General features: G+C 66.5%; 14 protein-coding genes. 7 read left to right on the forward strand and 7 right to left on the reverse strand.

The genetic code is table 11. The annotated features are described in order from the left end of the window. Nucleotides 1-52: 52 nt before the first annotated feature. The 5 genes from IDF66_RS23005 (at nucleotide 53) to IDF66_RS23025 (ending at nucleotide 3536) form a co-directional block, all read left to right on the forward strand. The gene (locus IDF66_RS23005) at nucleotides 53-253 is read left to right on the forward strand and encodes a hypothetical protein (protein WP_164310523.1); all 201 of its coding nucleotides are present in this window, start codon (nucleotides 53-55) and stop codon (nucleotides 251-253) included. Further along, nucleotides 250-1665: an amidase gene (locus IDF66_RS23010; protein WP_190268779.1), complete on the forward strand. Its 1416-nt coding sequence runs from the start codon at nucleotides 250-252 to the stop codon at nucleotides 1663-1665. The genes IDF66_RS23005 and IDF66_RS23010 overlap by 4 nt, the downstream gene beginning before the upstream one ends. Nucleotides 1666-1760: 95 nt before the next feature. Continuing rightward, nucleotides 1761-2513: a GntR family transcriptional regulator gene (locus IDF66_RS23015; protein ID WP_190268780.1), complete on the forward strand. Its 753-nt coding sequence runs from the start codon at nucleotides 1761-1763 to the stop codon at nucleotides 2511-2513. A 49-nt stretch (nucleotides 2514-2562) separates the two neighbouring features. Beyond that, the gene (locus IDF66_RS23020) at nucleotides 2563-3033 is read left to right on the forward strand and encodes a nuclear transport factor 2 family protein (protein WP_190268781.1); all 471 of its coding nucleotides are present in this window, start codon (nucleotides 2563-2565) and stop codon (nucleotides 3031-3033) included. Nucleotides 3034-3050: 17 nt separating this feature from the next. Beyond that, nucleotides 3051-3536 carry a DinB family protein gene (locus tag IDF66_RS23025; RefSeq protein ID WP_190268782.1) on the forward strand — a complete coding sequence of 162 codons (486 nt, stop codon included), beginning with the start codon at nucleotides 3051-3053 and terminating at the stop codon, nucleotides 3534-3536. An 18-nt stretch (nucleotides 3537-3554) separates the two neighbouring features. Here IDF66_RS23025 and IDF66_RS23030 read toward each other — a convergent pair whose 3' ends face one another. The 6 genes from IDF66_RS23030 to IDF66_RS23055 form a co-directional block, all read right to left on the reverse strand. After that, on the reverse strand, nucleotides 3555-5156 hold the full coding sequence (locus tag IDF66_RS23030) for an FMN-binding glutamate synthase family protein (RefSeq protein ID WP_190268783.1): 1602 nt from the start codon (nucleotides 5154-5156) through the stop codon (nucleotides 3555-3557). Then, the gene (locus IDF66_RS23035; RefSeq protein ID WP_190268784.1) at nucleotides 5153-6193 is read right to left on the reverse strand and encodes an NAD(P)-dependent alcohol dehydrogenase; all 1041 of its coding nucleotides are present in this window, start codon (nucleotides 6191-6193) and stop codon (nucleotides 5153-5155) included. Before IDF66_RS23035 ends, IDF66_RS23030 begins: the two co-directional genes overlap by 4 nt. Before the next feature lie 143 nt (nucleotides 6194-6336). Then, nucleotides 6337-8985 (reverse strand): MFS transporter, encoded by a 2649-nt coding sequence (locus IDF66_RS23040; protein WP_190268785.1) that lies wholly within the window; start codon nucleotides 8983-8985, stop codon nucleotides 6337-6339. Nucleotides 8986-8999: 14 nt separating this feature from the next. Then, nucleotides 9000-9821, reverse strand: coding sequence for a YceI family protein (locus tag IDF66_RS23045; RefSeq protein WP_190268786.1), 822 nt, complete (start codon nucleotides 9819-9821; stop codon nucleotides 9000-9002). Continuing rightward, on the reverse strand, nucleotides 9818-10654 hold the full coding sequence (locus IDF66_RS23050) for a carboxypeptidase-like regulatory domain-containing protein (protein WP_164310532.1): 837 nt from the start codon (nucleotides 10652-10654) through the stop codon (nucleotides 9818-9820). Before IDF66_RS23050 ends, IDF66_RS23045 begins: the two co-directional genes overlap by 4 nt. After that, on the reverse strand, nucleotides 10654-11169 hold the full coding sequence (locus IDF66_RS23055; protein ID WP_190268787.1) for a MarR family winged helix-turn-helix transcriptional regulator: 516 nt from the start codon (nucleotides 11167-11169) through the stop codon (nucleotides 10654-10656). The genes IDF66_RS23050 and IDF66_RS23055 overlap by 1 nt, the downstream gene beginning before the upstream one ends. A 264-nt stretch (nucleotides 11170-11433) precedes the next feature. On the opposite strand from IDF66_RS23055, the gene IDF66_RS23060 reads away from it, so the two are divergent. Both IDF66_RS23060 and IDF66_RS23065 read left to right on the forward strand, forming a co-directional pair. Beyond that, nucleotides 11434-11676 (forward strand): three-helix bundle dimerization domain-containing protein, encoded by a 243-nt coding sequence (locus IDF66_RS23060; RefSeq protein ID WP_164310534.1) that lies wholly within the window; start codon nucleotides 11434-11436, stop codon nucleotides 11674-11676. A 35-nt stretch (nucleotides 11677-11711) separates the two neighbouring features. Continuing rightward, nucleotides 11712-11849, forward strand: coding sequence for a hypothetical protein (locus IDF66_RS23065; RefSeq protein WP_190268788.1), 138 nt, complete (start codon nucleotides 11712-11714; stop codon nucleotides 11847-11849). A gap of 60 nt (nucleotides 11850-11909) precedes the next feature. Here IDF66_RS23065 and IDF66_RS23070 read toward each other — a convergent pair whose 3' ends face one another. Then, a complete protein-coding gene (locus IDF66_RS23070; protein WP_190268789.1) occupies nucleotides 11910-12836 on the reverse strand; it encodes an NAD-dependent epimerase/dehydratase family protein in 927 nt (308 codons plus the stop codon). Nucleotides 12837-12880 lie beyond the last annotated feature (44 nt).

Consider the following 12880-nt stretch of genomic DNA (forward strand, 5'->3'; position numbering starts at 1 on the left):
TCCCAGTTCGCCTGCACCTCCGACGGTGGACGAATCAGAAGGGAAACCACGAATGCCCGACATCCATCAACGACGCCATCACGAATCACTCCAGCGCTTGTCGGGACTGCCCGGCAGCGATCCGGAACTCATCCGGCTGGCGGAGTCCGCAGCCGGATTCCGGGCGATGGCCGACATGCTGCACGCCTGCCCGGACGCGCGATACGAAGTGCCGGCGTTCACCGTCGACCCGCGGATCGGGGGTGCGGTATGAGCACGGTGTCGACGATCGCGGAGGCGGCCGCCGCGCTGCGCGACGGCTCGGTGACCTCGCTGGCGCTCACCGAGCGCGCACTCGCATGCAGCGAGCAACACGACAGCGCGGTGGGCAGCTACGTCCGGATGTTCGCCGAGACCGCCCTCGCTGCGGCTGCGACCGCGGACAAAGAGCTCGCGGCAGGCCGTGACCGTGGCCCGCTGCACGGTATCCCGTTGGGCGTCAAGGACATCATCAGCACCGAGGAGTCTCCTACGACGGCGCAGAGCCTGGTGCACGACTCCGCGTGGCACCCCGGTGATGCGGTTGTGGTGCAGCGTCTCCGGGCGGCAGGCGCGGTGATCACCGGCAAGCTCACCACGATGGAGTTCGCGATCGGCGGGCCCGACGCAAGCAAGCCTTTCCCGATCCCGCGCAACCCGTGGAACCTCGACCACTGGGCGGGCGGGTCGAGCTCGGGCTCGGGGAGTGCGGTCGCCACCGGCATGGTCCTCGGCGCACTGGGGACCGATACCGCGGGCAGTATCCGTATCCCATCCGCGTTCTGCGGTATCACCGGTCTGATGCCCACCTTCGGGCGCGTCCCGAAATCGGGTTGTGTACCACTGGGTTACACGCTGGACCACATCGGTCCGATGACACGTAGCGCCGAGGACTGTGCGCTCATGCTGAACGCCATGGCCGGATACGACAGGTCCGATCCGACCTGTCTCGACGTGCCCGTCGAGGACTACCTCGCCGGGCTGACCGGTGACCTCGACGGTGTCACCGTGGGGGTGGCATCACTGGTCGGCGCATCCGGACCTCTCGCCGACCCGTCTGTGGACGAGGTGTTCGTGGCCGCAGTGGAGGCGCTGACCTCACGGGGTGCGCGGGTCGTGGAGGTCGAACTGCCTCTCTACGAGGAGATGCGGGCCGCGAACATGGTGATCATGCTGTCGGAGGCGTTGGCCTACCACCAGGGCGACCTGGCCTCTCGATGGTCGGAATACTTCGCGACCACCCGCGCTCTGGTATCCGGCGCGTTGTCCTTCACCGGTGCGGATTATGTCCAGGCGCAACGGGTTCGGCGAGTCGCGCAGCAACGGATGGCCGACGTCTTCGCTCAGGTGGACCTGGTGGTCACGCCGACCTGTGCCGCGGGTGCGACGTCACTGGAGGCGAGCGATCTCGCCGACCCGGACGCGATGCGGACGATCCACACGCAGTACTGGGACTGCATCGGCAATCCGGCGGTGTCGGTGCCGATGGGATTCACCTCCGACGGACTGCCGCTCGGCCTTCAGGTCGCGGCGCGACCCCTGGCCGAGGCTCTCGCCCTCCGTGCGGCGGACGCCTATCAGCACGCCACGGACTGGCATCGCCGCGTTCCGCCCATGGTCGCCGAGCCGGACCTGTCGGCCGCGTGACCGGGTGTCGCCGCGGGTCCCAGGTGCGTTCTCGTTCAACGTGGCGGTAACACAACGGTGTTCGCCGCGAAACCTGGACTGCCAACAATCGTGTGATGACCGTGAATCTTGCCCCGTCCCGGGATCTGACGGTACATCGACTCCACGATCTGCTCCGGGTGGCGATCCTGGACCGCGGCGACATCGTCGAGCACGATCGGCTGCTCGACGAGGCGACGCTCATGCGTCGGTTCGATGTGCCGCGAGACGTCCTCCGTGAAGCACTCGCCATCCTCGCCGCCGAGGGACTGATCGTCCGTCGACGTGGACTCGGCACGCTGGTGGTCGGGTCGTCGTTCACCGTCGAGGGCCATCTGCCCAGCCGGACGGGCGATCTGACGGATCAGTTCACCGCGGGCGGGGTCCTGACGTTCCGGATGCTGCACTGGCGCCTCGAATCCGCGCCGACCGTCGTCGGGGATCACCTCGATGCGGTCGGCGAACACGATCGGTGCCTGTGCATGGAGTATGTGATGGTGCTCGACGACCGGCCGGTGGGGCTCATCACCAACTACCTGCGTGCGCGTGAGGCGGCCGGGATGCGGCCCGAGGACTTTCGCGGAGACTTCTACCAGCTCCTCGACTCCCATGGCGTGGACATGGCCGACTACGACATCGAGTTCACGCCCCAGTGTGCCGACCGGCGGACGGCGGAGCTGATCGAGGTGGCCGACGGAGATCCGATCCAGCTGTTCGAACAGACCATCCGCGACTCCGCCGGTGCGGCCATCGACTTCGCGATCGGTCGGATGCGTCGGGAGGTCCGGTTCAAGGTGACCGGCATCGGGAGGGTGGGTGCGGCACGCTGAGGTGTGGACAACCACCCGGCCCGGGCAGATGGTGTCGCACAATGGGGACGTGCAGCCCTCAGACCTCGATCAGTGGCTCGATTCCCAGCGAATCGTGCGCCTTGTGACCACGTACTTTCGCCTGCTCGACGAACAGGATTTCGACGAGTGGCGGTTCCACGAGATCTTCCATGACGATGCGACGATCGTTCGTCCGGATGGCTCGGAGACGATCGGCCCGCACCACATCGCGGCCAGCCACGCGCGCAACTTCGCACGTTTCGAGAGCAGTCAGCACCTGTTGACCGGTCACGATGTGCAGGTGACCGGCGACATCGCCGATCTCCGGTTCAATCTCGTCGCGATCCACCTGTGGAAGGACCGACCCGAGGCCGCCGACTTGAACGACCGAGCCTTCACGGCCGGTGGCGTGGTGACGGCACGCCTGACCCGGCTCCCGGAAGGCTGGCGCATCACCCAATTGCAGAACCGGGTGGTGTGGCGGACGGGATACTTCGGCGACATGAAGCCGTCGCAGTAGACGTGGTCGTCACTGTCATGACAGAACAGCTCGGTCCCGAACGCGCGATCCTCGAATCCGTTCTCGATGCCAACCGTTTCGCATTGATCGACAGGGTTTCCGGGCTCTCCGACGCCCAGGCCCGAATGCGTCTCGTTCCATCTCTCACGACTCCGTTGTCGTTGGTCAAACACTGCGCGGCAGCAGAACGTGTCTGGTTTCAACGCACCCTCGCCGCGCTTCCCCCGAGCCGGTGTGACGGCTACGCGACCGGCGACGACCACAGCTGGCTGACATCCGATTCCGAGACCGTGGGTGACGTCGTCGCCGAGTATCAGCGCGCCTGTGCGCGCTCCCGTGAGATCGCAGGACACCATGACCTGGACGAGGTTGCCGAACACTACCGTCGCGGCGCGGTGACCCTCCGCTGGATCTTCACACACATGATCGAAGAACTCGCCCGGCATGCCGGACATGCCGACATCCTCGTCGAGCAGATCTCGGCCGGCGCACAGAGCGTGTAGCAGGTCTGAGCGTCTCGGTCACCCGCGGACGCGTGTCCCGTCGGGCGCGAATGAATCCGGATCGGCGCGTGTCCAGTCGTCGACCCAGGTCTGTGGGGCCTCGTGGACGAGTTGGCCCGGCCGGAGCCACTCGTAGATCTCCGCGTAGGAGCGCTGGGAGGTGGCCGACACCCGTTTGCGTAGCAGGTGGGGTGACAGTTGCGACGGGTCCGAGACGCCCATCGAGGCCATCAGTCGCATGGCCTCGTCGACGGTGGCCTGGTGGTACCGATAGGCGCGGTCGCTTTTGTCGTCCACGTCGAGTGCACGGGCCCGTCGGGGATCCTGGGTGGCCACACCCACCGGGCAGTGGTTGGTATGACAGCGCTGCGACTGGATGCAACCGACGGCCATCATCATCGCGCGTGCGGCGTTGGTGTAGTCGGCGCCCTGAATCAGGCGTTTGACGATGTCGTTGCCGGAGGCGACCTTGCCGCTGGCGCCGATCCTGATCCGGTCCCGTAGGCCGGTGCCCACGAGCGCGTTGTGCACCGTCATCAATCCGTCGGTGAGTGGGAGGCCGACGTGGTCCTCGTACTCGAGGGGCGCTGCGGCGGTTCCGCCTTCTGCGCCGTCGACGACGATGAAGTCAGGGGTGATCTGCTCGGCGAGCATCGCCTTGCAGATGGCGAGCACATCCACTCTGGACCCGATGCAGAGCTTCACCCCGATCGGCTTGCCGTCACTGAGTTCGCGAAGCCGTGCGACGAAGGCGATGAGCTCGCGAGGTGTGGAGAACTCGGAGTGGCTCGCCGGGCTGACGCACTTCTCGCCGGCCGGCACACCGCGATAGCGGGCGATCTCCGCGCTGACCTTGGCGGCGGGCAGAACCCCTCCGACACCGGGCTTGGCCCCTTGGCTCAGCTTCAGTGAGATCGCCTTGACGCGATCGTCGGCGGACTTGTCGGCGAACTGCTCCGGATCGAAATCTCCGTCTTCGGTTCGCGTTCCGAAATAGCCCGAGCCGATCTCCCAGATGACGTCGGCCCCGCCCAAATGGTACGGCGTCAGCCCGCCCTCCCCGGTGTCGTGTGCGAACCCGCCTCGCCGGGCGCCGTTGTTCAACGCTCGCAACGCATTTCCGGAGAGTGCGCCGAAGCTCATGGACGACACGTTGAGCAGGGACATCTCGTAGGGTTGTCGGCAGTCGGGGCCGCCGACCCGCACACGGAACGGCTCCGGCGGACGTTCGATCGGTGCGACCGAGTGGACCAGGTACTCGTAACCGTCGGCGTCGATGTCGCGTTCGGTCCCGTACGACAGTTCTGCCGCGGTGCCTTTGGCGCGCTCGTAGATCAGCGACCGGATGTCGCGGTCGTAGGGCCTCCCATCGAAGTTGCGCTCGATGAAGTACTGCTGCAGTTCTGGTCGTAGCGACTCCAGCAGGAACCGCAGGTGGCCGACCACCGGATAGTTCCGCAGCACCGAGTGGCGGCGCTGAGCGAGGTCATAGACCCCGACGCCGGCGGTCGCGGTCAGTACGACGGCCGCGATCCACCAGCCCCACGAGCTCAGCGATGCGATGAGAATGGCCGCGAGGGCGACCACCACCAGCGAGACGACGCTCGCGACACGGATCACGGGACGACGACGGCGCGTCCACGCAGGTCATTGGCCGCGAGCTTGCGATACGCATCGACTCCGTCGTCGAGACCGAAGGTCTGTACAGCCACGTCGAGCGCGCCGTCGCGGGCGAGATCCAGCACCTCGATCAGCTCGCTCCGCGATCCCCAGTACGGTGCCCGGACCGACACCTCATAGGGCTGCGCCCAGATCCCGACCTTGGCCGCCGCCTGTCCGTCGCCGAGGCCCACGATCGTCACATCGCCCATCGTGCCGACCGCACCCATCGCTGTGTCGATGGTGGGCTGATATCCCACGAAGTCGAAAACGGCTGTGGCCCCGTCCTTACCGGTGATCTTGCGAATGTTGGCCACGGCGTCGGCGTCACTGAGCACCGTCTCGTGAGCCCCGACCTCCTTGGCGAAGTCCAGTTTCTCCGGGGTCACGTCGAGTGCGATCACCCGAGACGGGGTGAGGTGACGCAGCAGCTGGATCGCCACATGGCCGAGTCCGCCGGTCCCGATGACGACAGCGGTGGTGCCACCCACCAGCTTGGGCAGCGACGGTTTGATGGCGTGATACGGCGTGAGTCCGGCGTCGGTGAGGGGCACGGTGGTGACCGGGTCCAGGTCGCCGATGGGTACCAGGTGACGCGGGTCGTCGACGATCATGAACTCGGCCATGGCGCCGGGGGCACCGAGGCCGGGCGGCGCGATCTGCAGTTCGGCCGCGTTGCTGCAGTAGTTCTCGAGCCCGCGGGAACAGAAGTGGCACACGCCGCAGCCCCACGGTCCGTAGACCGCGACCGCAGTGCCCTCGGTCAACGTGGTCACGCCGCTTCCGAGCTCCGCGACCACGCCGACACCTTCGTGACCGAGTGTCAGCGGCAGCGGGTACGGAAAGCCCTCGGGCGGCAGGTTGAGGACGAAGTCGTCGGAGTGACAGGCGCCTGCGGCGGTCACCTTCAGCAGGACCTCCCCGGGACCGGGGGAGGGTTTGTCCACCTCACGGAGTTCCGGCTCGCTGCCCGGCTTGACCATCTGGATCGCCTTCACGGCTCCTCCTCATCGAGTTCTCGCAGTCCCCTCCGTTCTACTCCTCGCCGACGAGAACGGCCCGTGTGTTCCCTCATCGGGATCACACGGGCCGAACACGTTGTGACGCTGGGTCTTCTAGAACACGTGCTTATGACACGGCGCTAGGAGACACTGGTCTGGTTGCCGGAACCCAGGGCGATGTCCGCCGTGTTCCGTTGGCCGGTGGCCACATTCACCTGAACGGCGGCCGGCTCGTACATGTTGGCCACGATGGTGAACTGCGCGTCGGTCAGACCCTCGATCCGATAGCGCCCGTCGGCGTCGGTGATCACCGACGCGACGATCGTCTGTTCGGGGCCGATCGCCGAGACGGTGGCACCCACCAGCGGCGATCCGTCCACCGCACGCACCGAACCCTGCACACCGCCGGTCGCGACCAGGACGATCTCGATCTCGGCACGCATCGTCGCATCGACGGTGACCAGCTGGCTGGTCGGCTGGTAGCCGGGAACCGATGCGGTGACCGCGACGGTGTCGCCTTCCGACAATCCGTGGATGGCGAAGCGTCCATCGGAATCGGCGTGCGCCTGGGTGACCACAGCACCCGACTGATCGGTGACGATCAGGTTGGCGGGCAGCGGACGCTGATCGTCACGCACCGAGCCCTGGAGCACCGACCCGCCGGTGAGGGCGAAGTCGCGGCGAAACACCAGGTCACCGACCACGGACACGGTGAGCGCCTTGGGAGAGCGTCCCGGGGCCGTCGCGATGACGGTGTACGTACCGTCGGCCAGATCGTGCACCGCATACGATCCGTCCTCGTGTACCGCGGTCGCGCCGGCCTGGTGGCCGCGGATGTCGGTGACGGTCACGGCGGAGTTGCCCAGCGGCAGTCCGTCGGAGGCGGTGATCCGACCCGCAATCCGTGGCCGTTCGACCTCGGACTGTGCACTGCCTGCCGAGGTCAGCAGATGTCGTGGCCCGGTGGCGCGCGGCTCGTCGATCAGTTCCGACGGAGCGGCTACCGAGGCATCGGCGGCGACTGCCGCCAGCTCGGCACCCACGGTCTCCGGCGACTCCACCGGCGACTTCGACCCACCGGTGAACAGCGACGCGATCGCACCCAGCACGCAGCAGATCAGCGCGAAGGTGAAGGCCGCGGTCAGGCCGTCGGAGAACGGATCGCTGATCAGGTGCGGGAAGAAGTCCAGACCGGTCAGGTGGTCGACACTCGACTGCGGCAGTCCCTGCAGCGCCTGGCCGCCGATCTCCCGGATCGGGTTGTAGCCGAGGAAGGCCGCGAACAAGATGCCGACCGTCGGGAGGTGTGCGATGCCGTTGGCCGGAGCCTGCGGCATACCGCCCGCCGTCAGACCGCTGAACATCGCATCCGGCAGATGCGCACTCAGACCGGCGATCATCAGCGAGAAGAACAGGCCGATCGAGAGCACCATGGCGGCGTTCTGGAACGTCGTCATCATGCCCGCACCGGAGCCACGCGAGGTGATCGGGAGACTGTTCATCACCTCGGCGCGGTTCGGCGACGCGAACAGGCCCATGCCGATGCCGTTGATCAGCATGATCACGGCGAACACCCAGTAGGTGAAGTCGACCGGGATCGCGATCAGCGCGGCGAAGGTGCCCGCGGTGATCAGCATGCCGATGCTGGTGAACCACTTGGTGCCCAGCCGATCGGAGAGGAACCCGGAGACCGGTGCACTGAGCAGGAAGCCGATCGTCATCGGCACCATGTAGATGCCTGCCCACAGCGGCGTACGCGAGTAGTCGAAGCCGTGCTGCGGGAGCCAGATGCCCTGCAGCCAGATGATCAGGATGAACTGCAGACCGCCACGGCCGATCGACGCCATCAGGTTGGCGACGTTGCCGAACGCGAACGAGCGGTTCTTGAACAGCGACAGTTCGAACAGCGGGCTGTCGACCTTGGTCTCGATGAACACGAAGACGGCGAGCACGATCACACCGCCGATGAGGCCGGTGAGGACCCAGGGGTTGCCCCAACCCATGTTCGACGAGCCGTAGGGCTGGATGCCGTAGGTGATGGCGATGAGGATCGCGATGAGGCCGACGGCGAAGGTGATGTTGCCCCACCAGTCCATCTTGGCCTTGCGGCGTTCCCCGGTGTCGTGCAGTTTCAGGTACGCCCAGATCGTGCCGATCACGCCGAACGGCACCGACACCAGGAAGATGTAATGCCACTGGATCGGGGCGAGGACGCCGCCGATCAGCAGACCGAGGAACGAGCCGGCGATCGCGGCCACACCGTTGATGCCCATCGCGAGTCCGCGCTGGTTGGCGGGGAAGGCGTCGGTCAGGATCGCCGACGAGTTCGCCATGAGGAACGCGCCGCCGACGCCCTGGATGATGCGCCAGAAGATCAGCCAGATGGCCGCCTCACTGCCGTCGAACCAGGTGATGGCCAAGAAGATCGACGAGATCGTGAAGATCGCGAAGCCCATGTTGTACATGCGGGCGCGACCGAACATGTCGCCGAGGCGTCCGAAGCTCACCACCAGCACGGCGGTGACCACCAGGAAGCCCATCATCATCCACAGCAGGTAGCTGGTGTTCTGGGGTTCGAGGGGGTTGAGATGGATGCCCTTGAAGATGTCGGGCAGGGCGATCAGGACGATCGAGCTGTTGATCGTCGCGATCAGCATGCCCAAGGTGGTGTTGGAGAGCGCGATCCACTTGTAGTTCGGACCGAGTTCCTCGAGGGATCTCTGGCGGGAGGGGCGAGGGGACTCCGCCGTCGCGGCCCCGCCTCTCTCGGCCACTGTGTGATTCGACATGTGTGCCTTTCGGATCAATCAGAAATATGTGTGCTGCTGCGGACGGCCTGGATGTCGAGGACGACCTTCGCCGTGCTGCCGATCTGAGCCACGCCGCTGATCAGCTTGTCGTCGAAGCTGATGCCGAAGTCGTTGCGCTGCAGCGTTCCCGTCGCGCGGAAGCCGGCGCGTTGTCCGCCCCAGGGGTCCTCGACCTCGCCGAGATAGGCCAAGTCGAGCGTCACCGGGACCGCCGTGCCGCGCAGGGACAACGTGCCCGAGAGCGTCCACGTCTCGTCGGTGGCCGGACGTACCTGCCCGGCCCGGAACTCGGCGACCGGATGCTGCTCGGTGTCGAAGAAGGCATCCGAACGCAGATGGTCGTCGCGCGTCTTGTTGTCGGTGTCGATGCTCGCGGTCTTGATCTCGGCCACCACCGACGACTTCTCGATGTCATCGGCGACCTCGATCTGTCCGGTGAAATCGGTGAAACGGCCCTTGATGCTGGCGATCCCGAAGTGACGCACGCTGATCTCGATCGCGGAGTGGCCCGGGTCGATGTCCCACCGGCCAGGCACCGGGACCGGTGCACCACCGGCACGGGCCGCGGCGATCTCGCCGAGACTCACCGGACTGGATCCGGTCACCACCGCCACGCGGGCGGTCGGCTGGTAGCCCTCGGCGGTGATCACCACCGTGTAGGTGCCGGTGTCGAGGTCGGCCACGCTGACCGCACCGTCCCCGTCAGTGCGGGCAATCGCTTGCTGCTCGCCTGCCTGGGACATGACCGTCATGACCGCGCCGTCCAGTGGACGACCGCTCGAGGTCGCCACCCGTGCCGTGATTGTTGCACTCATGCCTGCCCCCTTGCGCCGAGGACGAATTCGTGGCTGACGAACCGCCCGGCCTCGATGTCGATGGTGGCCGCGACCGGCGAGTAACCGTTGGCGATGACCGTGTAGTCGCCGGGTGTGAGGTTCGCGAACAGATACCGTCCGTCGTCGTCGGTCAGGGCACTCGCAGCCATCTCACCCCTGTCGTTGAGCAGGGCGACCTGGCTGTGCGCCACCGGAGCGCCGTCGGCGCCGGTGCCGTCGGTGATCGTGCCACCGAGTTCCGCCGCCGTGCGCAGTACCACATCGACAGCGGGAGAGGCTGTTCCGCTGATCATCACGGTCTCCGCGACCGGATCGCATCCGGCGGCCGTGACGATGACGGTGTAGGTCCCGTTTGCGAGGCCGGCGACACTCCACCGTCCGTCGACACCCGTCACGGAGGTCGCGGTGACATGGCCGGAATGATCGGCGACGGCCACCGTCGCCTGGGCCACGGCCTCACCGGTCGCAGAGGTGGTGACGCTCCCGGAGAGCGCGGCCATCGAGGTGAGCACCACCTCGACGTCGATCGGAGTGGAGCCGACCGTGACGGTCACGGCGGAGGGTTCGTGGCCCGCCGCCGAGACGACGAGGACGTAGTGACCGCCACCCGGGACCGCGATCCCGAACGTGCCGTCGGCATCGCCCACTGTGCGGGCGGCCTGGCGTCCGTTCGGGTCGATCACGGTGATCGTCGCGTCGGCGATCGTGGCGCCGTCTCCGCGGCGGATCTCACCACGGATTGCTCCGCCGGCGATGGTGTGTGACGGCTCGATCCCGTCCTCATCCCGGTGGCCATTGACGTTGGGCTGCATCAGGATCCCCCTTCTACTGTGGCGCTGTCTGCGGTATCTGGGCAGTCTGCGGTCGGCGAGGCCAGGCCGCACATGGTGTCGGCGAGTATGCGCATCGATCGCTCAACGGCCGCGCGATCGTCGTCGGCGAGCTGGTCGAGAGCCATCTCGAAGAGCTCGGAGTTCCGCGATGACGCGCCCTGGATGTGCTCCATCCCCTCTGCCGATGGAGCCAGCAGGCTGACCCGTCCATCGCGCGGATCGGTGGTGCGCATGACCATCCCGTGTCGTTCGAGTGAGGCCACGACGCGCGACATCGTCGGCGCGGCGACGCCCTCCCGTTCGGCCAGTTCGGTCGCCCGGATCGGCGCGTTCTGGGCGATGGTCCACAATGCGGACATCTGGCCTGCGGAAAGCTCCCCGCCGCCGGACCTGGCGCGGATCGCGCGCCCTATCCGGATGAGGTCACGATGAATGGTGGCGGCATCACTCAAGGTTGCGGCGGACGACAGGCCGACCGATGCGCCCACGCCCATAGACAGACTTCCCTCCGCGGACAACTTGCTTCGTAAAGCTAAATGAAAATTACTTAGCCAGACTAAAGTAGTTACCCGCGCGAGTGCGCATCGAGATGGTGTGAGTTGGGCTACATATGTGCCGAAAAGAAGGGCAAATCAGCCTAATTCGGACATTTTTGCGGTATGGGGGTCCAGTGGTCGGCGCATGAGGAGACGTGAACAGTGGGTGACAATCGCGCCCGGCATGGGGCGGCTGCACAGACCTGGTCGTAGCGTGGGGCAATGGCCGGGGACGATGACGAACGCAAACAGATCACGGAGGTCCGCACGCGCTTGACGGCGGCATACGCGGGCGTTCCGCCGGACGATGTCGCCGCCGCTGTCGATGACGCATACCGTCGTTTCGACGGCACGCGTGTCCGTGATTTCGTGCCGTTGCTGGTCGAGAGGCGGGCCAATCAGGAACTGGGCGGGTCGGCCGTCATGGCCGATCCGGCGAAGGTTCCGCCGCATCTCGGCGAGTAGTCGACGACAGGTCGTATTGCGTCTGTAGGAGCCGGATGAGGGCGCGGGCCTCGTACAGTTCGCTGCGCCGACGGTTCGCGCTCGACGGATGCATCGATGTCGACTCCAGCTCGGCGACGATCCTGTCGGTCACTCGTTCGAGATCTGCGATCAAGGACCGGGCCTGGGCGTGAGACGGATCCTCTGCACCAACGGTCACCGGGGGATCGTAAGGCACGGATGGCGTCGGGCGCTCACTGTCCCGCACGCAGCCTGTCGGCCATCGCCGGGTAGCCCTCGCGGACACTCGGGTAGCGCGGTCGCCAGTCGGTGGTCGTCCGGAATCGTGAATTGCTCACGCGGAGTGAATGGGTCATCGACGCGGCGCGGTCGCCCAGCAGGAGTGCGATCCGACCCGGAACACTGAGCCAGGTCGTGCTGCCGACGGCATCTGCCATCGCACGTACGTTCTCCCGTGCCGTCACCGGTTCGTCGTCGACGATGTTGTAGGTGCCACCGGGGCAGTCGAGTGCGGCGACCACCGCCTGCGCGGCATCGGAGAGATGGATCGAGGACACGTAGCTGTCGGGGCGGCCGGCGCTGAACCCGATGTGTCGCTGCGCTGTTCGCATGATCTGTTCGCTCTGCGCTGCGCCCGGACCGTAGAAGAGGCCGAATCTGAGGATCACCGCGCTGCCGTGGCTCTGGCCGAACCGGCGGGCGTTCGCCTCGGCCACGTGGCTTGCCTCTGCGATGTCGTAGTGGTCGACGGGTGACTCCTCGTCGATCCAATCGTCGCCACCGCGATACAGCATGGCGATGGACTCCTGCACCAGGCGCGGTACGCCTGCGTGGCCCGCGGCGCCCGCGACCGTTGCGGATCCCTGCGTGCGGATGCGCATGCATTCCGCCCACGCGGACTTCATCAGAAATCGTTCGGGTGAGGGGAGCGACGTTGCGAGATTGACCACCGCGTCGCAGCCTCGGAAGGCTTCGGTCAGGCCGTCGAGATCGAACAGCGACACCACGACCGGGTGGGCGCCCTGTTCACGCAGGACGTCTGCCTTGGCGGCGTTGCGGGCCAACGCCGAGACCGTGAGTCCGGCGTCCACCAGGGCTGGAACGGCATAGCCGCCGATCGCCCCGGTGCCGCCGGTGACGAACACGTGTCGTGACTCCATGTTCTCGAGTGTGCACCCGCGTAGGATTCCCCGAAGCCTTGTCG

This window comes from Gordonia hankookensis, from assembly GCF_014673215.1.
In the GTDB taxonomy this organism is placed as follows: Bacteria; Actinomycetota; Actinomycetes; order Mycobacteriales; family Mycobacteriaceae; genus Gordonia; species Gordonia hankookensis.